Annotated in this window: 24 protein-coding genes; 12 read left to right on the forward strand and 12 right to left on the reverse strand. The window is 73.6% G+C overall.

The window, feature by feature from the left end; translation table 11 throughout:
* Positions 1–3: 3 nt before the first annotated feature.
* The 6 genes from ABFY20_RS05875 to ABFY20_RS05900 all read right to left on the reverse strand — a co-directional run bounded on the left by ABFY20_RS05875 (position 4) and on the right by ABFY20_RS05900 (position 9,402).
* Positions 4–4,677, reverse strand: a complete 4,674-nt coding sequence (locus tag ABFY20_RS05875; RefSeq protein WP_368499006.1) for an FtsK/SpoIIIE domain-containing protein — start codon at positions 4,675–4,677, stop codon at positions 4–6.
* Between the two features lie 4 nt (positions 4,678–4,681).
* Complete coding sequence (locus ABFY20_RS05880; protein WP_368499007.1) at positions 4,682–6,085, reverse strand: serine/threonine-protein kinase; 1,404 nt, start codon at positions 6,083–6,085, stop codon at positions 4,682–4,684.
* Positions 6,082–6,735 carry a hypothetical protein gene (locus ABFY20_RS05885; protein WP_368499008.1) on the reverse strand — a complete coding sequence of 218 codons (654 nt, stop codon included), beginning with the start codon at positions 6,733–6,735 and terminating at the stop codon, positions 6,082–6,084. Before ABFY20_RS05885 ends, ABFY20_RS05880 begins: the two co-directional genes overlap by 4 nt.
* Positions 6,736–6,840: 105 nt before the next feature.
* Complete coding sequence (locus ABFY20_RS05890; RefSeq protein WP_368499009.1) at positions 6,841–7,932, reverse strand: hypothetical protein; 1,092 nt, start codon at positions 7,930–7,932, stop codon at positions 6,841–6,843.
* Between the two features lie 49 nt (positions 7,933–7,981).
* Positions 7,982–9,004: an aldo/keto reductase gene (locus tag ABFY20_RS05895; protein WP_368499010.1), complete on the reverse strand. Its 1,023-nt coding sequence runs from the start codon at positions 9,002–9,004 to the stop codon at positions 7,982–7,984.
* Positions 9,001–9,402, reverse strand: coding sequence for a hypothetical protein (locus ABFY20_RS05900; protein ID WP_368499011.1), 402 nt, complete (start codon positions 9,400–9,402; stop codon positions 9,001–9,003). Before ABFY20_RS05900 ends, ABFY20_RS05895 begins: the two co-directional genes overlap by 4 nt.
* Before the next feature lie 25 nt (positions 9,403–9,427).
* Here ABFY20_RS05900 and ABFY20_RS05905 point away from each other — a divergent pair, with 25 nt between their 5' ends.
* Positions 9,428–9,646 carry a DUF1653 domain-containing protein gene (locus ABFY20_RS05905; RefSeq protein ID WP_368499012.1) on the forward strand — a complete coding sequence of 73 codons (219 nt, stop codon included), beginning with the start codon at positions 9,428–9,430 and terminating at the stop codon, positions 9,644–9,646.
* Between the two features lie 13 nt (positions 9,647–9,659).
* On the opposite strand, the gene ABFY20_RS05910 is transcribed toward ABFY20_RS05905, so the two are convergent.
* Positions 9,660–10,967, reverse strand: a complete 1,308-nt coding sequence (locus tag ABFY20_RS05910; protein ID WP_368499013.1) for an MFS transporter — start codon at positions 10,965–10,967, stop codon at positions 9,660–9,662.
* 81 nt (positions 10,968–11,048) lie between these two features.
* On the opposite strand from ABFY20_RS05910, the gene ABFY20_RS05915 reads away from it, so the two are divergent.
* Positions 11,049–11,927, forward strand: a complete 879-nt coding sequence (locus tag ABFY20_RS05915; RefSeq protein ID WP_368499014.1) for a LysR family transcriptional regulator — start codon at positions 11,049–11,051, stop codon at positions 11,925–11,927.
* A gap of 174 nt (positions 11,928–12,101) precedes the next feature.
* Here the strand turns inward: ABFY20_RS05915 and ABFY20_RS05920 are convergent, their stop codons facing one another.
* A complete protein-coding gene (locus tag ABFY20_RS05920) occupies positions 12,102–13,037 on the reverse strand; it encodes an SDR family oxidoreductase (RefSeq protein ID WP_368499015.1) in 936 nt (311 codons plus the stop codon).
* Positions 13,038–13,139: 102 nt separating this feature from the next.
* On the opposite strand from ABFY20_RS05920, the gene ABFY20_RS05925 reads away from it, so the two are divergent.
* Positions 13,140–13,700 (forward strand): TetR/AcrR family transcriptional regulator, encoded by a 561-nt coding sequence (locus tag ABFY20_RS05925; RefSeq protein ID WP_368499016.1) that lies wholly within the window; start codon positions 13,140–13,142, stop codon positions 13,698–13,700.
* 32 nt (positions 13,701–13,732) lie between these two features.
* Here ABFY20_RS05925 and ABFY20_RS05930 read toward each other — a convergent pair whose 3' ends face one another.
* Complete coding sequence (locus tag ABFY20_RS05930; RefSeq protein ID WP_368499017.1) at positions 13,733–14,581, reverse strand: MBL fold metallo-hydrolase; 849 nt, start codon at positions 14,579–14,581, stop codon at positions 13,733–13,735.
* Positions 14,582–14,725: 144 nt separating this feature from the next.
* Here ABFY20_RS05930 and ABFY20_RS05935 point away from each other — a divergent pair, with 144 nt between their 5' ends.
* The gene (locus ABFY20_RS05935; RefSeq protein ID WP_368499018.1) at positions 14,726–14,932 is read left to right on the forward strand and encodes a hypothetical protein; all 207 of its coding nucleotides are present in this window, start codon (positions 14,726–14,728) and stop codon (positions 14,930–14,932) included.
* 45 nt (positions 14,933–14,977) lie between these two features.
* On the opposite strand, the gene ABFY20_RS05940 is transcribed toward ABFY20_RS05935, so the two are convergent.
* Positions 14,978–16,369, reverse strand: coding sequence for a GNAT family N-acetyltransferase (locus ABFY20_RS05940; protein WP_368499019.1), 1,392 nt, complete (start codon positions 16,367–16,369; stop codon positions 14,978–14,980).
* Between the two features lie 106 nt (positions 16,370–16,475).
* On the opposite strand from ABFY20_RS05940, the gene ABFY20_RS05945 reads away from it, so the two are divergent.
* The 6 genes from ABFY20_RS05945 (at position 16,476) to ABFY20_RS05970 (ending at position 22,596) form a co-directional block, all read left to right on the forward strand.
* Positions 16,476–17,051, forward strand: coding sequence for an ArsR/SmtB family transcription factor (locus tag ABFY20_RS05945; protein WP_368499020.1), 576 nt, complete (start codon positions 16,476–16,478; stop codon positions 17,049–17,051).
* A gap of 9 nt (positions 17,052–17,060) precedes the next feature.
* Positions 17,061–18,488, forward strand: coding sequence for an MFS transporter (locus tag ABFY20_RS05950; protein WP_368499021.1), 1,428 nt, complete (start codon positions 17,061–17,063; stop codon positions 18,486–18,488).
* Between the two features lie 196 nt (positions 18,489–18,684).
* Positions 18,685–20,604 carry an ATP-binding cassette domain-containing protein gene (locus ABFY20_RS05955; protein WP_368499022.1) on the forward strand — a complete coding sequence of 640 codons (1,920 nt, stop codon included), beginning with the start codon at positions 18,685–18,687 and terminating at the stop codon, positions 20,602–20,604.
* Positions 20,605–20,671: 67 nt separating this feature from the next.
* Positions 20,672–21,706, forward strand: a complete 1,035-nt coding sequence (locus ABFY20_RS05960; RefSeq protein ID WP_368499023.1) for an intradiol ring-cleavage dioxygenase — start codon at positions 20,672–20,674, stop codon at positions 21,704–21,706.
* 3 nt (positions 21,707–21,709) lie between these two features.
* Positions 21,710–21,886 (forward strand): twin-arginine translocase TatA/TatE family subunit, encoded by a 177-nt coding sequence (locus ABFY20_RS05965; RefSeq protein WP_368499024.1) that lies wholly within the window; start codon positions 21,710–21,712, stop codon positions 21,884–21,886.
* A gap of 32 nt (positions 21,887–21,918) precedes the next feature.
* Complete coding sequence (locus tag ABFY20_RS05970) at positions 21,919–22,596, forward strand: Pr6Pr family membrane protein (protein ID WP_368499025.1); 678 nt, start codon at positions 21,919–21,921, stop codon at positions 22,594–22,596.
* Between the two features lie 6 nt (positions 22,597–22,602).
* On the opposite strand, the gene ABFY20_RS05975 is transcribed toward ABFY20_RS05970, so the two are convergent.
* On the reverse strand, positions 22,603–22,947 hold the full coding sequence (locus ABFY20_RS05975; protein WP_368499026.1) for a LysR family transcriptional regulator: 345 nt from the start codon (positions 22,945–22,947) through the stop codon (positions 22,603–22,605).
* Positions 22,948–23,051: 104 nt separating this feature from the next.
* On the opposite strand from ABFY20_RS05975, the gene ABFY20_RS05980 reads away from it, so the two are divergent.
* Both ABFY20_RS05980 and dgt read left to right on the forward strand, forming a co-directional pair.
* Positions 23,052–23,387, forward strand: coding sequence for a hypothetical protein (locus ABFY20_RS05980; RefSeq protein ID WP_368499027.1), 336 nt, complete (start codon positions 23,052–23,054; stop codon positions 23,385–23,387).
* Positions 23,388–23,393: 6 nt separating this feature from the next.
* Positions 23,394–24,965, forward strand: coding sequence for a dGTP triphosphohydrolase (gene dgt, locus ABFY20_RS05985; RefSeq protein ID WP_368499028.1), 1,572 nt, complete (start codon positions 23,394–23,396; stop codon positions 24,963–24,965).
* A gap of 66 nt (positions 24,966–25,031) precedes the next feature.
* On the opposite strand, the gene ABFY20_RS05990 is transcribed toward dgt, so the two are convergent.
* A complete protein-coding gene (locus tag ABFY20_RS05990) occupies positions 25,032–25,847 on the reverse strand; it encodes a dienelactone hydrolase family protein (RefSeq protein ID WP_368499029.1) in 816 nt (271 codons plus the stop codon).
* Positions 25,848–25,930 lie beyond the last annotated feature (83 nt).

Here is a 25,930-nt window from a genome sequence, read left to right on the forward strand (position 1 = left end):
CTCCTAAGGGGTGGTCGATGAAGCGGTGGCGGATGCGGTGGTGGCCGCCGGGAGCGGCAGATGAACCCGCACGGCTCTGCCGGCGACGTAGTAGCCGCGGCCGGGCGGGAACTCGGAGCGGGCCACCCGCGGCAGCACGGTGCGCAGGATGCTCTCTCCTTCGGCGGGCTCCGGCTGCAGCAGGATTCCGCGACGGGTGTTCTTGATCTCGGCGAGCAGGGGCCAGGAGGAGATCCAGGCGCTCGACTCGGCCTCGGCGATCAGCAGGTGGTCGCTGCGCTTGATCGCACGGATGAGCTCGACGATGGGCGCATCGGCCGGCGTCGAGAGGAAGTCGCCGATGCCCTCGACCAGCACCGCGATGCGGCGGGCGGTGGCGTGGCCGGTGCCGGTCGCGGATGCGGCCGTCGGCGCGGGCGTGGCCGTCACCTCGGCGGCGAGGGCTCTCGCCAGCTCGGCCACCCGCTCGGTGTCGGTGGCCTGCGCCTCCCAGTCGAGGGCGGTTCCGAGCGGCGACCGTCGGTGACCGAGGTAGTGCAGCCGGATGCCCGGCTCGGCTCGCCGGAGCGACTGGGCGAGGGTGAGCAGCGCCGAGGTGCGGCCGCTCCCGGGAGGCCCGGCGAGGAGCATCGCCCCCGACGGCTCGAAGCCGATCGGCTGCAGGGTGTCGTCGGAGATGCCGAGCACCGGCCGCGAGGAGACGTGCTCGGGGAAGTCGCTGAGCGGCACCTCGGTGGGCAGGGAGCGGATCGCCGCCGCCTCCCCGCGCCCGCTCGCCCGGGCCGCCGCCCGCAGCTCCTCGGCGAGGCGATCGAGAGCGGCTGCCTGCTCGAGCACGTTGCGGGTGGCACCGAGCACGGCGACCTGCGTCTCGTGGCCGTCGAGCAGCGCCCGCCCGGCGGGGGAGCCCGGCCCGAGCACGTCGTCGGGAACGTCGAGCATGAGATAGGAGGAGTCGTCGGAGAGCCGGAGCACCACGCGGCGCGGCACCGAGGAGCTCACCGAGGTGGGCACGCTGCCCGGCCGGTCGGCGGTGAACGCGACGTGCACCCCGACCCGTCTGCCCTCCGAGAGCAGCCGGAGGAACTCGCTGTAGCGCGCCGATCTGCCGCTCGCCGCCTCCCATTCGGTGCGGAACGCCGGGAAGCCGTCGACGAGCAGGAGGAGACGGGGAGTGCGGAGCTCGCCGGAGATGCGCCGGTAGTCGTCGAGCGAGCCCGCGTCGACGGCGGCGAAGTCGCGGCCACGCTGGTCGAGCAGCTCGCCCAGCATGCGCAGCAGCCGGGCCACCCGCTCGGTGTCGTCGCCCGCGATGACGGAGCCGACGTGGGGGAGCCGTTCGAGCATCCGGAGCCCGCCGCCGGCGAAGTCGAGCGCGTAGACGTCGGTCGGGTCGCTCTCGGGCGCGAGCCCGGCCGAGGCGGCGAGGGTGCGCAGCAGCACGGTCTTGCCCGAGCCTCCCGTGCCGTACACGGCGAGGTGGCCGTCGACGTCGGGGAGGAATCGTGCGGTGCGCTGCTCCTGGGTCTCGGGGAGATCGGCGACGCCGAGCCGCAGCCCGGTCGCGTCACCGGATGCGGCGGCGTCGCCGGGTGCGCCGGGACCGGCGGGACCGCCGGGTTCGCTGCGCTCGTCCGATCCGCGGCGGTCGACGGTGACGAGCTCGCGCAGCTCGTACACCGGCGCGAGCTCGTCGAGCCAGGGCCGGCGCGGCGGTCGCACCTCGGCCGCGACGGCGGCAGTGCCGATGGTCGCGACGATCCGCGCCTCGTCGTTCGGCCCGGTCTCTTCCACGGGCGCGCTGATCCCCGCCCGTGCCTCCCACACGATCTCGGCACCGAAGCGCAGCTCGGCGACCTTCACCGCGGCCCGCTCCGGTTCGGAGCGGGTGCGACCACCGACGTACGCCGTCTGGAACGGCGTGACCTTGCCCGGCCCGGTCTTCGCGATGGCACGGCCGGGGAGCGACGGGTCGAAGGCGGCGGCGCTCTTCTCGCCGATGACGTCGGTGGAGTCGTGCTCGTCGGCCATGCGCAGCGCCACCCGCAGATTGGTGTTGGCCCTCAGGTTGTCTTTGATGACGCCGGCCGGCCGCTGCGTGGCCATGATGAGGTGGATGCCGAGCGACCTCCCGCGCTGGGCGACGTCGACGACGCCGTCGACGAAGTCGGGGACGTCGGTGGCGAGGGCCGCGAACTCGTCGATCACGATCACGAGCGCCGGAGGGCACTCCGGGTCGCCGCGCTTCTCGAGCTCGATCAGGTCTTTGGCCTTCTTGCGCCCGAGCAGCCGCTCGCGGTGCTGCAGCTCGGCACGGAGGCTGGTGAGCGCCCGGCGCACGAGGTGCGGGCTCAGGTCGGTGACGAGCCCCACCGCGTGCGGCAGCGCGACGCACTCGGCGAACGCCGAGCCGCCCTTGTAGTCGACGAAGAGGAAGGTCACCCGGTCGGGGCTGTACTCCAGCGCCATGCCGAGCACCCAGGCCTGGAGGAACTCCGACTTTCCCGAGCCGGTGGTGCCGCCGACAAGGGCGTGCGGGCCCTGGGCGCGCAGGTCGAGGTGCATCGAGTCGGGCCCCGCCACGCCCACCAGGGCACGCAGTCCGGATGCTCGCCGGGCCGGGCGCGCTGTTCCGGCCGAGGGGGCGGCGGCGTGGGCCGCGGTGCCCGCCGCCCCGGTGCGCAGCGAGTCGTTCTGCTGCCAGCGGTCGACCACGGAGGCCGCCGCCTCACCGAACTCGCCTCCGACGAGAGCGAGGAACGACACCGACGGAGGCAGGTCGCTCGAGTCGGCGACCCGGGCGCCGGAGTCGACGAGCGGCGCGAGCCTCCGCGCGAGAGCGGTCGCCTGCGCGAGGTCGACGCGCTCCGTGCGCACGGGCGAGACGGTGTCGCCGAGCCGCACCAGGCCGACCGCGGCCGCGTCGCTCCCGCCCGCCAGGTCGACCCAGCTGCGGCAGACGGCCGGCAGCTCGCGGGTCGACGCGGCCACCCACAGGATGTGCACGTCGGCGTCTGCAGCGCGTTCGGCCAGCTGCACCAATCGCGCCCGGTCGACCGGCGCATCGTCGGTGACGACGAGCAGCAGGGCTGGCCCGTGGCGGCCGGCGGGAGGTGCCGCCGCGCCGGGGCGACCGACTTTGGCGCCCTCGGTGACCACGGCATCCGCTTCGTCGATCGCTCCGCGACGGGCCGCCTCGGCCGAGGCCCTGGCGGCCACGAGGTCTTCGAGCGACGCGAGAAGGGCCTGGCCCGTCGCCGCGCTGTCGGCGAGGTGGAGCTGGGAGCCGAGTGGGGACTGCGGGGAGGAGGTGTGGGGCAGCCAGCCGAGCCAGGCGAACTCGGGCGACCAGGAGGCGCTGGTGAGCGCGGCGACCGCCACCTCGGCGGGGGAGTGCAGTCCTGCGGCCTGCACCAGGAGGCCACGCACGTAGTCGGCGGCGGTCGCGCGCTCGCCCGCTACGCCGATGGCCCCGGCCGAGTAGGCGCTCTCGACGAGCGGCACGTCGGCGATGGTCGCGAACGGGGCGACGGCGTCGCGAGCCCGGGTGCGCAGCTCGGGCACGGCGCGGGGGTCGTCCGGCCCCGGTTCGACGGTGTTGCGGCTGCTCAGGGTGCCGGTGCCGAGGCGGAAGGCGAGGAAGGCCCAGTGCTCGGCGCGCCTGGTCCAGAGCAGCGGGCCGAGCTGGAGAGCGTCGGCGGAGACCTCGGAGGTCGACGGGGTCTCGGCCGACCGCACCGCGCGCTCTCGCGGCACCTCCTCGGCGAGCTGCACGGTGAGGTCGTGCAGCTCGGCGTCGAAGCGCGTGGTCTCCTGGTCGAGGCGCCGGCGCCGGGTGAGGCCGTTGTCGACATAGCTGCCGAGCACCAGCACGGGGGCCAGCGCCACGAAGAGCAGGGCGAAGGGGCTCTGGAACAGGGCGAACATGGCCGCGCCGGTGACGAGGGGGGCGACCAGCGAGATCCACGGGAAGCGGCCCTTCTCAGGCGCCGCGGGGGCAGCAGGCGTGGGGAACGAGCGGCCCGGGTAGCGCGGCTCGACGCGTGGTGCACGATTGACCGGGAGCACGCCGCCGCGCTCGGCGACGCGCGGGGCGCTGGCGCGGTCGAGGCGCCTGAAGCCGAGCTCGGTGTCGCCGATCACCACGCTCTGGTGCTCGTCGACCGTGACCCGGGTGACGACGCCGCCGTCGATGAGCAGGCCGTTCGCCGAGTTGAGGTCGGCGACCTCGAGGGTGTCGGCGACGATCACCTTCGCGTGCACCTTCGATGCCAGCGGATCGGCGAGCACGACGGTGCACGACGGGTCGCGGCCGATCGTGCTCTCCCCGTACGGCAGGGGGAACTCGCGGCCCGCGTCGGGCCCGGCGAGCACCCGCGCGATGGCGCCGGGGGTCGCTCGGGCGAGCTCGGAGGGGTCGGCGGGCCTGGTGATGCGCACCGTGAAGCCCGAGCCGATCTCGGCCTCGCCGATCGGGGTGCCCGGCACGAGCACGGTCTCGCTCGAGAAGGCGGGCGGCGATACGACGAGGGTCACCGGGCCGGGGGCGGTCGGCTCGAGCGGGTCGGCTGCGGCGATCGCCGCAGCGATGTCGCCCACCGAGGCGGTGGCGTCGGTGGTCACGACGATGTCGGCGGGCCCGGCGTTCCGTCGCAGCAGCGTGAACTTCAGGCGCACCCGGTCAGCCCCCGATCAGGAGCACGGCGGCAGCTCCGGCCACCGCCACGACGAGCACGACGTCGAGCACGACCCCCGGCCAGCGCGGCCTGCGGCGCTCGGGCGCGGTGTACACGGGTGCCGCCTGGGTCGGCGCTGTCGCGGGCCGGCGCACCGTCGACTCGAGGGGGGAACCCCCGGCGGCGGGTGCCGGATGCGAGCGCATCAGGGTCTCGGCGCTCGCCGGCGCCCCCGGTGCCGTGGTGGCGTGCGGGAACGCCACGGTGGGGGCGGTGGGGGGAGCGGATGCGGGGGCTGCAGGCGCGGCCGGTGGTGCCGCCGCACCTGCCGCGGCTGCCGCACCTGCCGCAGTGCCCTCCGCGGGGAGCACGGTGGTGGGAGCGGTGGGGCTCGCCGGCGCGGTCGGGTAGAGCTGGGTGGGAGGTGGAGCGGGCGTGGTCTCCGCGGCGCCCGACGGCAGCGACGCGGTGGGCGCCGCGCCGGCGCTCGGTGCCGGCGGTGCGGTCGTCGCGGGGAAGGCCGCCGTCGGCGTGCCGGTGCCCCGGGCGAACGGATCGTCGAGCACGTCGAGCCCGGTCACCGCGAGGCCGAGCTGCTGCTGGGCCTGCTGCAGGGCGCGCCCGAACGAGAGCGCCGAGGTGTGGCGGGCGGTGGGCGACGCGGCGAGCGCGGTGGCGAGCAGTGCTTCGACGGCGACAGGAACATCCGCTCGGCCGGTGGCGGGCAGTGCTCCGGCGCTCGCCCGCGCGAGCAGTGCGTCGGGCGAGTTGTCGCCGCCCGCGATCTCGAACGGGGCCCTGCCCGCCAGCAACGTGTAGACCGTCGCGCCCAGGGAGTACACGTCGGAGGTGGGGCGGAGCACCGCTCCCTCGCCGAAGGTCTCGGGTGCGGCCCAGGGCACCGAGTAGGCGTCGGGGGCGTGGGAGGCCCCGACGGTCCCCGCGATGCCGAAGTCGGCGAGAGCCGGGCGGCGGTAGTCGGTGACGAGCACGTTGGCGGGCTTGATGTCGCGGTGCAGCACGCCCGCGCGGTGCGCCGTCTCGACGGCACCCGCGAGCTGCACCCCCACCGACAGCGCCTCCTCGACCGGGATGCTCTGCTGCCGGAACCGGCGGCCGTAGTCGGGCAGTGCGCAGTACTCCATGACGAGGTAGGCGCGGCCGTCGCCCGTGACCCCCGCCTGGTGGATGGTGACGATCGAGGGATGCGACGACAGCTGCGCCATCAGGTTCGCCTCGTCGCGGAACCGGGAGACCGCCTCGTCGTCGACGGCGTCGCCGTGCAGCACCTTCACCGCGACCCGCCGCCGGGGCAGATGCTGCTCGTAGAGGAAGACGTCGGCGAAGCCGCCCGAACCCAGGGTGTCGAGGTAGTCGAAGCCGTCGAGGATCGGTGGCAGCCCGGTCATCCGACATACCCCGTGTTCACGACGTCGACGGTCTGGGAGGTCTTGCCGCCGGGGCCGACCACCGTGATCGCGTAGGTCTCCATGGCGTTCGAGCACTGGTAGTCGAGGGCGATCGAGTCGTTGAGGCCCACTTGGCTGAAGGGCGCGGCCTGGGCGTCGGAGGTGCCGATGCCGAACCAGGCCTCCTCGCCGCCGCTACTGGTCCAGCTGAAACTCACGACGGGTGCGGGGGCTCGGCCGACGCCGCCGTCGGGTGCCTCGGAGGGGGGCGCGCAGGAGACCGCGCCCGACGAGGTGAACGACTCGATCACAGGGGCGGCCGTGCCGCCGGTGCCGCCGCCGTCGGTGCCGCCTCCGCCGCCGTCGCCCCCGCCGCCCGAGCCACCGTCTCCCGCGGAGGGCAGGGTGGGCGTCGGGGTCGGCGTGGGGGTCGGGGTCGGGGTCGGGGTGGGGGTGGGGGTCGCCGACTCCGTCGCCGCGGTGTCGGTGGCGACCGGATCGGCGACCGTGCTCGACGGGGCGCCGACGTAGCGGAGGGCGATGAGCACGAGGAGCACGAGGAGCGTCGCACCGAGAACGGCCCTGACGACGGTGTGCACCACGGCACCCGCACGCGATCGCCGGGCGGGTGGGGGAGGAGCCGGGGTCATCGGCGGGGACCTCTTCTGGTGGACGGCGTCACGGCACGGACAACATCACCGTAGCCGCCGCGACCCTCCCGGTCGAGGGGCAAATCGCGAGGCCGTCGCCGCCCCTCAGGAGTCGGGCTCGAGCGGGGTGGGATTCTCCTGACCGGTGAGCGAGCCGTCGGGCATCCACCGCACCTCGAGGTCGGAGGCCTGCGGTCCGGTGGGGAGGCTCCCCGTGTCGGGCCCCCTGACGGGAACCGGCGACGACACCCGCAGCAGCAGGCCGTCGGCGGGGAAGGCCCCTTGCCACACGCAGGAGGCGGCGTACGACCCCTGAGTGTCGACGTGCACGAGGCACACCCGGTCATCGACGTCACGCGCTGCATAGAGGGCGCCGGTCGCTGTCGGGCCGAGCGGCCGCAGCGTGGTCTCGCGCAGCCGCAGCGAGTGCAGCACCGGCGGGAGGTCGCTCGGCACCTGCTCGCGGTCGAAGATCTGCAGCGCCGCGGGCGTGTCGACTGTCGCCCCCGGGGAGGGCCGGCCCCCGGGGGTGAGTCCGTTGAAGCCGCCCTCGGCGTTCCCCGTCCAGCTCGCGGAGCCACCGGCGAGGGAGGCGTCGCCGAGGGTGCCGCTGCCGAGGGCGATCCCGCCGGCGACACCGGCGAGCAGTGCTGCGGCCGCGACCACCGCGAGGGTGAGGATCGAGCGGGGCCGGCGCGGGAAGGCGCCGGATGCGTGGCCAGGGTCTGCCTCGCCCTCGAGGTCGGGGTCGAGGCTGTCGGTGCGCGACGTGCCCGGAGTGCCCGACGTGCCCGCGATGCCGGTCATGCCGTCCCTGTCGACCGCGCCGGGTTCGTCCCGCCCGTCTCCTCCGGCGCGGGAGAGCGCGCCCTCGCCGTCGACCTCCCGTTCCGCCGCTCGCAGCGCCCGCTCGATGGCGAGCCGGTCGGCGGTGAGCTCGGCGAGCAGGCCCTCCAGGGCGGCGGGCGCCGCGGTGTCGCCGGGGCGCGCATCCGGCCCGTACACGGCGGCCTCGAGCTCCGCGAGCCCTGCGCGCGGCGACGGGGAGCCGTCGGGGGAGGGTCGGTCAGGTCGCCCGAGCCACCAGAGCGCGTCGAGGGCGTCGTGCCGGCCGTCGTAGGCCCGCACCAGCGCCTCGCGAAAGCGCTTGTCGCGCTGCGCCCTGCCGTAGGCGTCTGGCGAGCTCGGGGTGGCCATGATCGAGGCTATCCCTCGCCGCCCCTTCCGGCGAGGGGTGTCGACCCGCTCAGTTCCAGGGGCGAGCCGAACGCTCCCGCCAGTACGTCTCCGGATGCTCGGCGAGCGCGCCGAGCGCCTCCTCGGTGAACGCAGGGCCGGGAACCCGGGCGGCGAGGTTCCCGCGCAGCTGCGCGCGGGTGACGGCGCCGCTCAGCACGATGTCGGCCCAGGGATGCGCCGCCACTGCCCCCAGCGCGAAGCCGTCGACGCTCTGGCCGTCGGCCTCGGCGAGCGCGGCCACCGCGTCGGCCGCCGGGTCTGCGGCGTCGCCGCCGTCGGCACCGGCAGAAGGGGCGAGCCTGCCGTTGGCGAGCGCCTCCTTCACGACCACCAGCCAGCGGGCGTCGTTGGCGCGGGCCAAGGCGCCACCGGCCGACTGCTCCAGCAGGTTCCAGGTCGTCTGAACCGCCGAGAACGGGGACTCGGGGAGGGCGAGGGCGCTCTCGATCACCCTGCCCTGAGCCGGCCCGCTGGTGGAGAACCCCACCCGCACGCCGTCGGCGGCGAGTGCGCGCAAGCGGTCGAGCAGGGCGGCGTCGCCGAGCACGGGGCTGTCGGGGGTGAGCGAGTGCACGAGGTACACGTCGGGAGTGGTGCCGAGCGCCTCGAGGGTCTCGGGCCACTGGCGTTCGAAGTGGGCGAGGGAGTGGTCTTTGCGCTCGTGCACGTCGGCGTCCATCCGCCACCCGCCGACGTAGTCGTAGCCCCACTTCGAACCGATGGTGAGCTCGTCGCGGCGGCCCGGATGCGCGGCGAGCCACGACCCCAGGAACTCTTCGGCGTATCCGTACGAGCGCGCCGCATCGACGTAGCGCACCCCGAGCCACCAGGCCGCGTCGAGCATGCGGTGGGCGTTCTCCCGCAACGCCTCCACCGAGCGCTGCGACGGGTCGCCCAGATCGGTGCCGCGCCCCGAGGTGATGTAGGCGGGTCGGCCCAGAGCGGCGAGCCCGAGCCCGAGCCGCGACGCGATGGTCGGGCCCTGGTCTGCGGTCTCGTCGGCGGGGTAGGGGGCCGGGGTGCTGGTCATCGCGTGTCCTCGTCGTGCTGCGGGCGGTCGGTGTGGCCGGGTTCGTACTTCGCGCGGTCGGGGTGCGCCTGGTCGTGCTGCGCGCGGTCGGGGTGCGCCGGGTCGTGCTGCGCGCGGTCGGGGTGCGCCGGGTCGTGCTGCGCGCGGTCGGGGTGCCCGCGTTCGTGGTGCGCGCGTTCGCCGTCTGCGCGCTCGTCGCGCGCTGCAGGGTTGCCGAGCCGGCGGCGGCCCAGCCGGCGCAACCAGGCACCGAACCGAGCGGTCTGCCGGTCGGTGAACTCGTTCGACAGAGCGAGGGTCTCCGCCCCGAGGTCGCCGCCGCGACTGATCGAGCCGAGTGCCTCGAGGGCGCGCCGTTCCTGTTCGTCGGCGCGTCGCATCCGCTCGTCGTCTCGCATCGGTTCCAGCCTAGACTCGCTGTTCGTGAGCGAGAACGAGCCGCGGCCCGGCGTCTACGAGCACTTCAAGGGGGCGCGGTACGAGGTGATCGACGTCGTCACGCACAGCGAGACCGAGGAGAGGCTGGTGCTCTACCGCACGCTCTACGGCGACCACTCGCTGTGGGTGCGCCCGCTGGCCATGTTCGTCGAGCCGGTCGAGCGCGACGGGTACGCCGGGCCGCGCTTCCGCCGGGTGGAGTAGCTGAGCGCGGCGCTCAGCCGGCCGTGGTGGCGCCGGTGCCGCTGCGGTTGCTGGTCGCACGCACCATGCGCGGGCCGGCCCACAGGATGAGCGCGAGCACCAGCACGACGAAGCCGAGGAACGCAGGCACCAGCGGCACCCAGAGCAGCGCGATGCCCACCAGCAGCGGTGGCACGGTCATGCCGGCGAAGCCGAGCAGGAAGATGCCCGCGGTGGTCTCACTGCGGCTGCCCTCGAGGGCGAGGGCCCCCGCGGTCGCGAGCGCCCCGCGGAAGACGAGACCGACCCCGGCGCCCGCGACGATCCCGCCGAGCACGAACGGGGCGGCCGTGATCGTAAGGGCCGCGATGCCGAGCGACACGAGGCCCGCGACGATCAGGGTGACCCCGAGCACGATCTGGCGCCGGGTGCTCACCCTCGCGAACACGACCTGGGCGAGGGCGGCCGCGCCGAACACCGAGAACGAGACGGCGCCCGCGACGAAGCGGTCGCTCTGATGCAGCAGCTGGGCGAGGAACGTGGGCGCCACCGAACCGAACAGCCCCGTGATGGCGAAGGCCGCGAAGCCGCCGATGCCGGCCGCCCAGTACGCGGTGCGGGAGTCGCGGGGCACGCGCACCCGTTGCGGGCGGTACGGTGCGCGGGTGCGTACCCGCACCACGGTCTCGGGAACGAACGCGTAGGCGAAGCCGACGGCCACGAGCGCGGCGAGGAAGACGAGGTACGGGGTGATGAGCGGGGCCGGAATCCACTCGGCGAACACACCGCCGATCAGCGGGCCGAGCGCGAGCCCGCCCATGTTCGCCACGCCCGCGATGGTGGCGGCGAAGCCGAGGGTGGCCGTGGGGTGCGAGATACGACGCAGGTCGGCGAGGTGCGCGGTGGCGGTGGCGGTGAGGATGCCGATGCCGAGACCGGCGATGAATCGTGCAGCCACGAGGCCCTCGGCCGACGACCAGAGGAGGAACATCAGCGCTGCGACGACCTCGACCACCACCGCCGTGAGGATCATGCGGCGACGACCGAACCTGTCGCTGAGGTGGCCGGCGAGGAAGAGCGAGAGCATGACACCGAGGGAGTACGCGGCGAAGATCACTGTCACCATCACGGTGGGGAAGCCGTCGCGCTGCTGGTACAGGGCGTAGAGCGGGGTGGGCACCGTGTTGAAAGCCATCATCACGAGGAAGGCGACGGCCGTGACCCAGAAGCCCGCCCGGTGCGGCAGACGGATGCGGCGGCGGGTGAGCAGGCGCCCCTCGGCGGTGACGGAGACGGCCGGGGTGGAGGCGGTGGGCGGCAGGCTCAGGGAAGGGGTCGACATGCTTCGATGATGCGCCTCTTTTATCATCGAGTCCAACGAATTGTATCGCTGAGTGTGATCGGTTTGGTCTATGATGACGATATGGAGACGCGGCTTCTCGAGTACTTCGTGACGGTTGCCGACGAACTGAGCGTCACCCGCGCATCCGAACGCCTGTTCGCCGCACAGTCGACGGTGTCGGCGGGGCTGAAGAGCCTCGAGGGCGAGCTCGGCGTCGCTCTGTTCGAGCGCAGCACGAAGGCGGTACGGCTGCTCCCACCGGGCGAGGTGCTGCTTCCCCTCGCCCGCGCGCTGCTCGACGACGTCGAGGCGCTGCGGCAGACGGCGACCGAGTCGGGCTCGGGGCTCCGCGGGCGGGTGCGCATCGGAACCTTCGCGGCGATGCAGGTGCTCGACCTGCCGGCGGCCCTCAGGCGGTTCCGGCGTGAGCATCCGCTCGTCGACGTGCAGATCGCGGGCTCGCCCACCGGCTCGACGGGGCTCATCGACGACCTCGCCCACGGCAGGTTCGACCTCGCCTTCTCGGGGGTGGCAGTGCCACCCGACCTCGACTCGTGGGCGCTCGCGAGCTTCGAGTTCGTGGTGCTGCTGCCGCCCGGCCACCGTTTCGCGGTCGAGGGCCGCCGGTCGGTCGCGCTCGAGGAGCTCTCCGGCGACGACTGGGTCGACGTGCTGCCCGGGTTCGGCAACCGGGTGCAGCTCGACCGCATCCTCGCCGAGCACGGCATCAGGCGGCACGTCTCGGCGGAGCTCGCCGACCTGCCGAGCGTCGGGCCGTGCGTGGCGGCGGGGCTCGGGGTGGCGGTGGTGCCCGACATGGTCGACAGCTCCGGGTGCGTCAAGCTGCCGCTCGCCGTGCCCGTCGAGCCGTGGGTGTTCTCGATCGCGGCGCGGCACGGGGCCGTGCGCCGGCCGCAGATCAGGGCCCTCATCGACGCCATCCGCGCGACCGCCCGCTGAGCGGACCCGCCTCCCGCCTCCGCCCGCCCGCCCGCGGCCGCCCGCCGGCTTTCGCCTGCCCGAACCGGATGGGACTCTGTGGCGTGGGGCGCTCCAGACTCCATCCGGTTCCGCCCACGCCCGCGAAGTCCAACCGACTTCGGGCGGGCGTCGCACCGCTACCGCGAGGCGGCGCTACCGAGGGGCGGCATCGGCGGCGGGGGAGTAGGAGCCGGAGGCGAGGTCGTCGAGGAGGGTGGGGCCGGTCGGGGTCCAGGAGAGGCGCTCGCGGGTGAGGGTGCTCGAGGCGGGCATGTCGATGCCGAAGAAGCGAGCCATCCAGCCGAAGTGGGCTGCCGCGTCGTCGGGTGAGATCGACGTGACGGGGAGGTCGAGCGCGCTGCCGATCGCCGCGGCGATGTCGCTCGCGGCGATGCCCTCCTCGGCCACGGCGTGCACCACGCGGGGAGCAGGGGCATCGGCGGTGGCCGCAGCCGTCGCCTCCAGGGTGAGCCGCACGAGCCGCGCGGCATCGGAGCGGTGCACGGCGGCCCAGCGGTTCGAGCCGTCGCCGACGAACGCGGCGTTGCCCTTCTCGCGGGCGATCTGCGCGAGGGTCGACACGAAGCCGTGGTCGCCGTCGCCGTGCACGCTCGGTGCGAAGCGCAGTGCCACCGGCCTCACACCTCGCGACGCCGACGACAGCGCGAGCTCCTCTCCGCCCCCGCGCGGGGCCTCGGGCCCGACCGCGGGTGTCGCGTCGTCCTCGGTCACCGCTCGTCCGGGCGTGATGCCTGCGACCCCCGCGGCGAACAGGAGCGGTCGCCCGGAGCCGTCGAGGGCGTCGATGAACGTCTCGAGCACGGCGCGCTCGGTGGCGCCCGACTCGGCGAGGCGGGTGAAGTCGTGCTTGAACCCGAGGTGCACCACGGCATCGGCGGCGTCGGCGCCCGCGCGCATCGTGTCGAGGTCGTCGAGGTCTCCTCGGAGGGTCTCGGCTCCGAGCTCGTGCACTGCCGCTGCCGAGGTGTCGCTGCGGGCGAGGCCGGACACCCGGTGGCCGGCGGCGAGGAGTTCGGGGATGACGGCGGAACCGATCCACCCGGATGCTCCGGTGACGAAGACGCGCATGTTCTCTCTCCTTGCTGAAGCGGTGGGCAGCGTGTGATGTCAGTCGCTGTCATGCAGACGGTAGCACATCATGTCAGTGAATGACATGACTACACTGGACCCGTGGGACGTTGGGAACCGGATGCGGGTGGTCGCCTCGCCAGAGCCGCACTCGAGCTCTTCGCCGAGCGCGGCTTCGACGACACGACGGTGCTCGACATCGCCCAGCGCGCGGGGGTGACCGAGCGCACCTACTTCCGTCACTTCGCCGACAAGCGCGAGGTGCTCTTTCAGGGGTCGACCCTGCTGCAGGACGCCGTGGTCGCGGCGATCACGGCCGCCCCCGCCGACGCGGCGCCCATCGAGGTCGTCGGTGCGGGAATGCAGGCCGCGGGAGAGGTGCTCGACGACCGGCGGGACTACGCCCAGCTGCGGTACGCGGCGATCGTCGCGCATCCGAGTCTTCAGGAGCGCGAGCTGCTGAAGATGGCGACCCTCGCGGCGGCGGTGGCTGCGGCCCTCCGCGAGCGGGGCGTGCCTGAACCGGCGGCGGCCCTGCTCGGCGAGACCGGAGTCACCGTCTTCAAGCTCGGCTTCGAGCGCTGGATCGCCGACCCGTCGGCGCCCGGCCTCCCCGAGTGCATCGCCCGCGCCCTCGCCGAGTTACGCAGCCTCACGTCCTGACCCGCTGACCGGCTGTCCGCCTCCCGGCGCGCTCAGCCGAGCGCGGCGAAGCCGGCGCGCAATGCCGAGGCGACGAACGACGAGGGCCACAGCGCCGCGAGTGGCGCGGGAGCGGCCGCGGCCGCCGCCTCGACGTCGAGCCCGGCCGCACGGGACGAGCGGATGAACGCGGCCATCTCCCCGAAGGCGTCGCGCTGGCGCACCACGAAGTCGCGGTCGACGACCGCGCCGTGGCCCGGAACGATGACGTCGCCCGGCTCGATCAGGGCGAGCAGCGCGTCGAGGGCGGCCGGCCACTCGAGCGGGAAGGAGCCCGAGCCGAACATCGGTGGACCCGACTCCTCGATCACGTCGCCGACGAACCACACGCGGGAGTCGGGGACGAGCACCGCGAGATCGGTGTCGGTGTGGCCGCGCGGGAGGGGCTGCAGTCGCACGGGCCGGCCGCCCGGCTCGATCGTGACGGCACGTTCGACCTCCACCGTGGGTGGCGTGAGCATCACCTCGCCCCACGACTTGTCGGGCTCGCGCTGCGGGTCGCGCTGCACCGCCTCGAGGCGCGGCGCCTCGTGGTCGGCGTAGTGGCGCGCGATCATCGCGTGCCCGTAGATCGGGGGCCGCCCGTCGAGCGAGGCGAGGTGCTGGTTGCCGAAACTGTGGTCGTAGTGGGCGTGCGTGTTCACGACGGCGACGATCGGAGCTTCGAAACGCGCGCCGACGTCGGCGACGAGCTCGCGCGCCTCAGCGGGGTTGTTGCGCGTATCGATCACGGTGAGGCCGCCGGCAGCGACGACGACCCCGATCGACACGTCGAGCGGCTCGAACCGCCGCCGGAACACCCCGGCACCCACCTGCTCCCAGTCCCCGTGCCCGCTGCGCATCCCGACACCCTACTGCCGCTCACGTCCTGCCTGAACGGCCCGCTCGCCGGGAAGGGACTCGGAAGGGGTTGGGGATGCTCGGTGAGGGGCGTAGACACGAAGCAGATCCCCGGTGTCTCGGGGGCAGCCCGAGAAGGAGTACTCATGTCGAAGCCGCTCACCGTGCTCACCGTCGTCGCCGTGGGGGCGGCGGCCTACGTCGCCGGCACCAAGGCCGGACGGTCGCGCTACCGCGAGATCAGCAACACCGCGAAGAAGTTCTGGGACGACCCGGCCGTGAAGAAGGCCCGCACCCGCGCCTACAAGAGCGCCGAGAAGGCCGCCGAGAAGGCCGCGAAGCGCCTCGGCTGAGCGGCGCGCCCCGGCCGCCTCGCGCCTCGGCCGTGAGCGCGACGGCTAAGGCACTGCCGTCGGCAGCCGCCGGCCCCGGGTCGGCGGCAGCGGCGCCCGCGTCGTGACACCCGCGCGCCGCGCCCACCACCCGATGAACAGGGCCGCGCTGAGGCACAACGCCATCGGCAGCAGCATGAAGACGCTCCCCGCACCCTCGCCGCGCTCGAACACCTGATCGGTCTGACCCATCAGTGCGACCGGCACGAGCAGCAGCACGTTGTTCGTCGCGTGCACCAGCACGGGAGCCTCGAGCCCACCCGTGAGGCGTGCGGCAAACGAAGCCGAGGCGCCGAAGACGAAATAGTAGGCGACGAGCCAGGGGTCGGCGGCGGCGTGCGCGCTGGCGAAGAGTGCGCCCGAGACGAGGGTGCCCGCCGCGAACGCGACACCGGGGTGCCGGAACCACGATCCCACCGCGCGTTGCACCAGCCCGCGGGCCGCGAACTCCTCGCCGGCGGCCTGGAACGGCGTTGTCAGCACCACGACGAGCAGCATCGCGACCACCGAGCCGGTGAGCTCGATCGGGTCGAGCGGCCCGAGCAGCAGCGAGACCCCCACGTACACCACCCACACCGGCACGATGACGAGAGCGAGGCGCAGCATCCAGCGCCACCTCCAGACGCCGGCGACCGACGACATCCACCGCGGCCTCACCCCGAACACCGCCCACTGGGTGAGCACGGCGATCGGCCACAGCGACGCGAGCGCGAGGTTGTTGGCCAGCATGAGCACGGGTGTGAGCCGAGGGATGCCGTCGGCGAGGTCATCGACGGTGGAGGCGCCCGTCGTGAGGTCGACGACGACGGCGGCTGCGCTGAACACCACCGACGCGAGGAAGTACCCCGCGACGAGCATGACGATCGCCAGGGCGCCGCGCCACCAGGCCGGAGCCGCCCGCAGGGCGTGGTCGTAGGTGAAGAGCGGGGCGGAAGCCCGCGCCTCGAGAGCCTTCTCCATCGAGACCACCTCGGGGAAGTCGCGGTAGTACCCGTAGCCCTCGATCTCGGCCCAGCCGCTCGACCGGTAGAGCGCGAGCGACTCGGGCTGCCCGGTTCCCGTCTCGAGGCGCAGCGTGCTGTAGCCGAGCTCGTGAGCGAGCGCTTCGGCCGCCGCCATCAGCTGCCTCGCGACGCCACCGCGCCGGGCGGCGGGAGCGACGAAGAGGCGCCTGATCTCGCCGGTGCTCTCGTCGAGCCGAGCGACACCGACACACCCGACAGGCTCCCCGTCGATGCTGGCGAGCAGGGCCGGCGTGCCGGCGGCCAACGGCGGTCCGGGCTCTTCGGCGCCGTATCGGGCCATCACCTCCCGCTCCTGCTCGGTGACCAGGCGCACGAGCGCCGCATCGTCGGTACCCACCCGCTCGATGCGGAGGCCGTGGAGCGAGGACTGCATGTCCCGATCCTAAGATGCGCCTCCGACAGCCGCGGGGGAGGAGGTCGATGCAGCGAAAGTGTGCAAAGAACTTGTGCATAGTTTCCCTGCATGGCACCATCGAGGTATGGACGAGTACACCGGAGTCGAGCTCGACGCCCGCGCCGTGAAAGTGCTCGCGCATCCGCTGCGATCGCGCCTCCTCGGGCGCCTGCGGGTGGCGGGCCCCGCCACCGCTACCGAGCTGGCGGCCCTGCTCGACACCAACACCGGCGCCACGAGTTACCACCTCCGCGCCCTCGAGGAGGTGGGTCTCGTCGTCGACACGGGCGAGGGCACAGGCCGCCGGCGTCTCTGGCGGGCGGCGAGCGACTTCCACTCCTGGGTGAACTCCGGCTTCGCCGACGACGAGAACGCGCGCACGGCGCTCGGCTGGCTGCAGCGCGACTACGTGCGCCAGTTCGCCGCACGGGCCGAACGCTGGCTCGACGTCAGCGAGAGCTGGCCCGCCGAGTGGGTCGACGCGCTGGGCCTCAGCGACAGCTTCGTCGAGGTCACCCCGGCGCAGGCCGTCGAGCTGCGCGACGAGCTCGACGCGCTGCTCGCCCGGTTCAGGCAGGCCGGAGCCGGCCACCCGGATGCGCGGCGCATCCACGTGACGGTGCAGTCGAGCCCGCTCGACCTCACCCCGCCCGACGCCTGAGTGCCGGCCATGACGCGAACATCCGATCGAACCCCGGGCCGAGCTCCCGGCCCACCCGCAGCCCCCCGCACCGCCCCGGTACCCCTGGCCCGCAGTGTCGAGCGCCGCTTCCTCCTGCTCACCGCCACGCGCTGGCTGCCGGTCGGTCTCGTCTTCGGGCTCACCGTGCTGCTGCCCCTCGAGCGCGGGCTCTCGCTCGCCGAGGTGGGGGTGCTGCTCTCGGTACAGGGCTTCGTGGTGCTCGCGCTCGAGCTGCCGACGGGTGGACTGGCGGATGCGCTCGGTCGCCGGCCCGTGCTGGTCGCCTCGGGCGTGGTGGCGGTGTTGTCGAGCACCCTGTTCCTGGTCGCCGACTCGTTCTGGATGTTCGCGGTGGCGCTCGCCGGACAGGGGGTCTTCCGCGCCCTCGACTCGGGCCCGCTGGAGGCCTGGTACGTCGACGCGCTGCACGCCGCCGACCCCGCCGCGCCCGTCGAGCGCGGCCTCAGCCGCGCTGCGACCGTGCTCGGTGTCGCCATCGCCGGCAGCGCCCTGGCCGGCGGCGGTCTCGTGGCGTGGGCGCCGCTGGGGGCTGCCCTGTCGGCGCTGGTACTGCCCTATCTGGTGGCGACGACGCTCACGGCGGCGCACGCGGTGCTGATCGCGGTGCTGGTCTCCGAGCCGCGCCGCGGCGCCGGAACCCCCGCAGCCGCCGGAAGCCTCGCAGGCGCCGGAGATGCCGAAGGCCCCGGAAGCCCCGAGGGCCCCGCCGCGGGGGCCCGGCGGCCCGCCGCACTCGCCGCCCTCCGCTCCCTCGGCCGCGGCATGCGCGAGGTGCCCCGCTCGCTCGCCGCGGGAGGCCGCCTCCTGACCTCCTCGCCCGTGCTGCGAGCCCTCGTGCTCGTCGAGGTGTTCTGGAGCGTCGCGATGATCGCGTTCGAGACGTTCACGCCCGTCAGCCTCGCCGGGATGCTCGGCGGCGAATCCTCCGCCGGAGCCGTCTTCGGCCCGGCGGCCGCCGCCGCCTGGGCGCTCTTCGCCGCCGGCTCGACCCTCGCGGGATTCGCCGCCCGCCGCATCGGAGTGGCCTGGACGGCCATCGCCGCGCGCATCCTCAACGGAGCCTTCGTCGTGGTGATGGGGCTGGTCGCCGGCCCGCTCGGCCTCGTCGCCGCCTTCTGGCTCGCCTATCTCGCCCACGGCGCCGGCGGCCCCATGCACGCCACTCTCCTGCACCGCGAGGCAGGCCCGCAGAACCGCGCGGTCGTGCTGTCGATCAATTCGGTGGTCGCCGGTGGCGCCTACAGCCTCGGGCTGCTCGCGATGGCACCGCTCGCCGACGCCGTCGGCACCGCACCGGTGTTCGTGGCTGCCGGCCTCGTGAGCACCGTGGGCGCCCTGCTCTACCTCCCCGCCCTGCGCCGCGAACGCCGGATGCGCGGGGGCGAACGCTCCTGATCTGCACCGGCCTCGCTCGATGCGCATCCTGGTAGCATCGTGGGCATGGAGATCGAGGTCGACAGACACTAGGGCGCTCCTTCGCCCCTCCGGCCGCCGCAGTGCGCGCGCCGTGTCCGTCTCACCCATCCGCTCAGCGAGCGCGTCAGAACGCCAGCGCGTCGTCACGCCTCGCCGTCATCTTGGGAGCAGCTCCATGTCATCCTCCTCGCACACCTCTTCGTCGGCCGAGGCCGCCATCACCTTCCGCGGGCTCACTTTCGAGTGGCCCGACGGCTCGGTCGCACTCGACGGGCTCTCGGGCACCTTCGGCCCGGGTCGCACCGCCCTCATCGGCGACAACGGCACCGGAAAGTCGACCCTGCTGAAGCTCGTCGCCGGACTCCTGCAGCCGAGTTCCGGCACGATCGTCACCACCGGCGAGGTCGGTTATCTACCTCAGACCCTCACCCTCGACGCCGGGGCGAGCATCGCCGAGCTGCTCGGCATCGACAGCACCCTCACCGCTCTCCGGGCCATCGAGGCGGGCGACGTCGCACCGCACCACTTCGACGCCGTCGGCGACGACTGGGACGTCGAGGCGCGGGCCCTCGAAGCCCTGGCACGGCTCGAGCTCGGGTGGGGCGAAGGCGCCGGCCCGGGCGACGCCTCGCACCGCACCGGGGTCGGTGCCGGTGCCGCCGCCACGCCGAGCGCCACCGTGCTCGACCGCACCGTCGGCACCCTCTCCGGCGGTGAGGCGATGCTCGTCGCCATCGCGGGCCTGCGGCTGAGGAACCTCCCCATCACCCTGCTCGACGAGCCCACGAACAACCTCGACCGAGCAGGCAGGGCACGGGTGGGCGCCCTCGTCGACGACTGGCCGGGAGCCCTGGTCGTGGTCAGCCACGACCTCGAGCTGCTCGAGCGCGTCGACGCCACCGCCGAGCTGCACGCCGGCCGCCTCACCACCTTCGGCGGTGCCTACAGCGCCTGGCGCGAGAACCTCGAGCGCGAGCAGAGCGCCGCGGCGCAGGCGGCCCGTTCGGCCGAGCAGGCCCTCAAGGCCGAGAAGCGCCAGCGCATCGAGGCCGAGACGAAGCTCGCCCGCCGCGCCCGCACCGCTCGACAGGCCCAGTTGAGTGGCGGCATACCGCGCATCCTCGCCGGTGGTCTCGCGAACCGGGCCCAGGTCTCGGCGGGAGCGCTCCGTTCGGGTCACGACAGCCGGGTCGACTCTGCGCAGGCCGCCGTCGACGCAGCGGATGCGCGGGTGCGCGAGGTGCAGCACATCCGTCTCGATCTCCCCGACCCGGCTGTGCCCCGCGCTCGCCGTATCGCCGAACTGCGCGGCTCCGACGGCACCGTCGTGCACCTGCAGGGCCCGGAGCGCGTCGCCCTCGTCGGCGCGAACGGCGTCGGCAAGACCACCCTGCTCCTCGACCTCCTGAACAGCCGCACGGACGGCCGCTCAGCGAACGGCGGCTCGACGAACGGCAGCTCCGAACGCCGCGCCGACGGCAGTGCCGACGGCCGCGCCGACGGCAGTTCCGAAGGCCGCACCGACGGCCGCGCCGACGACCGCTCCGACGCCCGGGCGGTCGACCGCGCCGACGCCCAGGCGGTGGGCCGCACCGACGGGCCCACGGCCGGCGCCCCGCTCGACCCGCCCCGCGCATCCGGCGTTCTCGCCACCGATCGCGTCGGGTACCTGTCGCAGCGCCTCGACGACCTCGACCCCGAGGCCAGCGCCCTCGAGGAGGTGCGGCGTGCCGCTCCCGGGGTCGCGCCGGCGCGCATCCGAGACCAGCTCGCCCGCCTGCTGCTGCGCGGAGCGGCCGTCGACCGCCCGATCGCCTCGCTCTCGGGCGGGGAGCGCTTCAGGGTGGCGCTCGCGCGACTGCTGCTCGCCGACCCGCCCGTGCAGCTGCTCGTGCTCGACGAACCCACGAACAACCTCGACCTGTCGAGCGTCGAGCAGCTCGTCGAGGCGCTCGCGGCCTACCGGGGAGCGCTGCTCGTGGTGAGCCACGACGACGCCTTCCTCGACCGGCTCGCCCCCGACACCACCTTCGAGCTCACCCGAGACGGCCGCCTGGTGCGCCTCGACCGGGAGGCACCCATAGAGACGTCATAGGAGGGCCATAGGGTCGCGAAAGGGCCGCGACCGACGATGGAGCCTCCCGATCAAGGAGACCATCATCATGAGCCGCATCCCCGAACCCGACTCCACACCCGAGGGGCCCGCCTACGAGGGCCGTTTGCTCGACCGTGCCGACGAGGAGGTGGTCGACCAGGGCGCGCCCTTCGACATCCGCACCCTCCTCACCCGCCGCAATGTGCTCGGCCTGTTCGGCCTCGGGCTCGGCGCGGTGGCGCTCGCCGCCTGCACCACCGACTCGGGCACGCCCGCATCGAGTGCCCCCGGCACCGCCACCTCGTCGGCCGGGGGCTCGACGGGCTCGTCGACGGGCTCGGCGACCGGTTCGTCGAGCCTGCCGGCCGGTGAGATCCCCGACGAGACCGCGGGGCCCTACCCGGGCGACGGGTCGAACGGCGTCGACGTGCTCGAGCAGTCGGGCATCGTGCGCAGCGACATCCGGTCGAGCCTCGACGGCGGCACCACCGCGAGCGGGGTGCCGATGGCGCTCACGCTCACCGTGCTCGACCAGGCGAACGGCGACGTGCCGTTCGAGAACGTCGCCGTGTACGTCTGGCACTGCGACGCGGCCGGCGGGTACTCGATGTACTCCGACGGCATCGAGAACGAGACCTACCTCCGCGGTGTGCAGGTGGCGGATGCGGACGGCCGGGTGAGCTACAGCTCCATCTTCCCGGCCTGCTACTCCGGGCGGTGGCCGCACATCCACTTCGAGGTCTATCCCGATGTGGGGTCGATCACCGACTCGACGAACGCCATCGCGACCTCGCAGGTGGCGCTTCCGCAGAACGTCTGCGAGACGGTCTACGCGCTGAGCGGCTACGAGGGCTCGAGCGCCAACCTGGCGCAGGTGAGCCTCGACAGCGACAACGTGTTCGGCGACGACGGCGGTGCGCTGCAGCTGGCCACCGTGACGGGAGACGCGAGCGCGGGCTACCAGGTCGCGCTCACCGTGCGGGTCGACACCGGCACGGCGCCCACCTCGGGCTCTGCCCCGTCGGGCGGAGGCGCGGGAGGTGCGGGCGGCGGAGGCACCCCGCCGGCCGGCGGTACCGGCGGCGCACCCGGGCGGAGCTGAGCCGTGGGAGTGCTGCAGAACCTCACGGGCTGGCACGCCCTCATCCTGCTCGCCGTCGTGGCGCTGTTCTTCGGCGCGACCAGGCTGCCGGCGCTGGCGAAGAGCGCAGGGCGCTCACTGCACCTGTTCCGCAGCGAGCTCCGCGAACCCGAGGAACAGCGAGCGGAATCGGAGCAGTAGTCGCATACTGGGCAGGCGGAGAAGGGAGCGCGATGACCCTCCCTCCGCCTGCCCGCGCATCCGCCCGGCGCCGCGTCACCGGCGTCGCCCGGGTGCTCGCCGGTCTCGGCCTCGCCGTCACGATCGGCGTGCAGATCGGCGACCGCGTCGCCAACCGGGCCTTCGACCCGTGGGAGTACTTCAGCTACTTCACCATCCAGACCAGTCTCTTCGAGGTCGTGGTGCTGCTCGTCGGCGGTGTGCTCGCACTGCGACTCGCCCGCGACCCGGTGGGGTTCACGGCGGTGAGGATGGCGGTGCTCAGCTACGCGATCGTCACCGGCGGGGTCTACAACCTGCTGCTGCGCTCGATCCCCTCCACCGACTCCTTCGTCGTCCTGTCGTGGCCGAACGAGGTGGTGCACGTGTGGGTGCCGCTGCTGCTCGTCGTCGACTGGTTCCTCGCGCCCGGGCGACCGCCGCTGCCGTGGCGCTCGCTCTGGCTCGTGCCGATCTACCCCGTGGCCTGGGCGGGCTACACCTTCGTGCGGGCCGCGGCCAGCGGCGGCGAGATCTACCCGTACCCCTTCCTCGACCCCGCCACCGACGGGTGGCCGAGCGTCTTCGCGTACATCGTCGCCCTCACGCTCGTGCTGGTGGGGCTCGGGGCGCTCGCCGTGCTGACGTCGCGGGTGGGGCTCAGGCGGCGCGAGGCGCGGCAGGCGCGCTGAGCGCGGTCACCGGCCCTGGCGTTTCTTGTACGGCTTCGGCTCGCCCTTCACGATCGGCGCCCGCCCCTTGCCCTTCGAGGCCTTCGCTTTGCCCCCGGCCTTCTTCGCGGCCACCGGGTCGGGGGCCTTCGCCACGATCGCCCGAGCCCGGTTGCGGAGTGCCACGCCCTCCTCGGTCAGCGTGGTCTCGCCCTCGTCGTCGACGGCGACGAGCACCTCGTCGAGCTCCTCCTGCAATCGGGTGACGGATGCCTGCACCGTCGCCTTCGACACGTGCTGGGCGTTCGCGGCGCGGGAGTAGTGCCCCTCGTCGGCGACCGCGAGGAAGTGCCTGAGGTCGGTGATGTCCATGCTCCGAGGCTACCGGCCCGCCGTGCCGGGAACCGGGTGGGGGTGAGCGTGAGCCGCCGCAGGCTGTGAGATGCTGGACGGGCGCGTTCACAGGGGGGAGAAGCATGCCGTTCCGCACCAAGGAGCTGCTCGAGGAGTGGGTCGCCGAGTTCGAGCCAGAGACCGGTGGCACCATCGACATCGACGTGCTGCGGCACGACGACGGGCCCGGCTCCGACACGGGGCTCATCGTGGTGCGTCTCGGGCGCGCCACCACCGACGTCTACCTCCAGCCCGTGCGGGCCGGCGAGGCCTGCTGGGAGGTGCACTTCAACGCGCGCGAAGAGCATCTCGTGCTCGACCCCGCGGGGGTCGCCGAGCTCGCCCGCGAGCTCGACAAAGCCGTGGCCCTGTGCGACTTCCTCGCCCGCAAGTCGGCCGACCACATCGCGAGCCACTGAGTGGGCGTGAGCACCACCGCGGCCGACGACGCCAGGCTCCAGCGGCGGCAGCCGGAGACGCTCGACGAGATCCAGCTCGCCGACCACAACCCCGACTACCGCATCGACCTCGAACGGGTGCGCTTCTCGCCGTACTTCTCGCGGCTCTCCGCGGTCACCCAGGTCATCTCGCAGGCCGGTGCGAGCCCCCTCATCCACAACCGCCTCACCCACTCCCTCAAGGTCACCGCCGTGGCCAGGGCGATCGCGGTCGCCGTCGACGACACTCTCGTCGGCAGCACCCCCGCGCTCTCGGCCGGCACGTCGCCCGGCGGATGCGACGCCGTCGTGGTGCAGGCGGCGGCGAGCGCGCACGACCTCGGGCATCCGCCGTTCGGTCACCTCGGCGAGAACGTGCTGAACCGCATCGCCCGCGAGACCCTGGGCCTGAAGGACGGCTTCGAGGGCAACGCGCAGACCTACCGCATCCTCGCGGTGCTCGACGTCTGCGACGGCGCGGAAGAGGGGCTCAACCTCACCGCCGCCGTGCGCAACGCCACCGCGAAGTACCCGTGGACCCCTGCCCTCGAGGGCCTCGGCCTCGACGGCGCCGACGCCACCACCGAGCTCCCGCGCGGCATCAGGCTGGTCGACGGCAGGCCGGTGGCGCGCAAGTACTCCGCCTACTTCCTCGAGCACGACGACCTGCTCGAGGCGAGGGCCGCCGCGCCGAACGTCGCGCCCTCCGAGCAGTCGCTGGAGTGCTCGGCCATGGACATCGCCGACGACATCGCCTACTCGATCCACGACGTCGACGACTTCTACCGGGCCGGCATCCTGAGCCAGGTCGCGGTGTCGCGCGAGTTCACCGGATGGCTGACCAACGCATCCGCTCTCCGGCGCCTCGACGCACCAGAGCTCGAGGTCGAGGGCATCCGCAACCACGCCGGCGAGGGGCTCGAGGCGCTGCGCCGGCGCATGCACCGCGACGACCCGTGGATCGCCGACGACGACGCCTTCGCCGCCGCGGTTCGTGTGGTCTCCGACGACCTGGTCGAGGGGCTGCTCTCGACCGTGTTCGACGGCTCGATCGCCGCCGAACGCCGCCTCTCCACCTTCACCAGCCGCTGGATCGCGCACTTCGAGCGCAGCATCGTCGCGGCCCCGCCCGACACGCCGCGCACGGGCATCATCACCCTCGACCGCCGTGCCTGGCACGAGGTGAAGGTGCTGAAGTTCGTGCACAAGCACTTCATTCTCAACCGGCCCGACATCGCGATGTATCAGCGCGGGCTCAGCCGGGTGCTGGTGTCGCTCGTCGAGGCGTTCACCGAGTGGCTCGGCGACGACCACGACAGCAAGCGGGTGCCGCGGCGGCTCGTCGAGATGGTCGAGCTCGCCACCCACGGCTACCAGCGGCTCGCCGCCGAGCGGCCCTACCTGCTCGACGACACGGCGGCGAGCGAGCTCAGGCGGCTCGGCCGGGGCCGCGGCGTGATCGACTACGTGGCGTCGCTCTCCGACGGCCAGGCCATCGCCGTCGCCGAGGCCCTGAACGGCCGCACCGATCGGCTCTGGGACATCGGGCAGAGCCTCTGAGCCCGCTCAGGACGAGCCCGCTCGGGGTGTGCCCGCTCGGGGTGTGCGCGCTCAGGATGCGCCTCCTCAGGATGCGCTGAGCCGCTCCCTGAGGAACTCCACCACCCGGGTGCGCGCCTCGAGGGCGGGGTGGCCGGGCGTCTCCCGCACCTCCGAGGTGAGCACCGAGTGCGCCGAGCGCGAGAAGCCGCCTGGGTTGCCCGGTGAGGAGTCGAGCTCGATCACCTCGAAGGCGTCGCCCAGCCGCGCCGCGATCGTCTCGAAGCGCTCGCGCGGCGAGTTGCGGTCGGCGGAGAAGCGCAGCCCGAGTGCGCAGAAGCCGTCGTTCGCGGCCCGCGCGGCCACCGCATCCATCTCCTCCTCCGAGAACCCCGGGTCGGCCCGCCGCGCCGCGCCGACGGGGAACGGAGCCGCCGGCTGACTCACCACCGAGGCGGCGACCGAGGGGTCGACCGCCGCCGCGAGCGCGAAGCCACCCGTGAAGCACATGCCGATCACCCCCACCGTGCCGGCCGGCGTGCGCGCGGCGAGGTCGGCGGCGACGGCCCGCAGGTAAGCGGTGACCGGACGCTTAGCGTTCACGGCGAAGGCCCGGAACTCGGCGCTCACGCAGATGCGCCCCACCGTGCGCAACAGGTAGCCGCCCGTCTGCTCGCGCTCGGGCGTGCCGAACGGGGAGGGCACGACGACGGTGAACCCCTCGGCCACCAGGTGCTCGGCGAGCCCGAGCACCTGCGGCGTCAGCCCGGGCAGCTCGGGAATGAGCACGACCCCGGGGCCCGACCCCTTCTCGTAGCGGTCGTGGGTGAGGCCGGCGGCGCTGAACGTCGAGCGCGCCCACCCGTCGAGGGTGGCGGTGGGGGCGGCGGATGCGGTGGTCACGCAGCAATTCTGCTCCCGGCCGTGCGGATCGCGGGCCTGCCACGTTCCCGGCTGCGCGCAACCCGGCCCAGCCACCCGCATCC

It is taken from the genome of Herbiconiux sp. A18JL235 (assembly GCF_040939305.1).
GTDB lineage: Bacteria > Actinomycetota > Actinomycetes > Actinomycetales > Microbacteriaceae > Herbiconiux.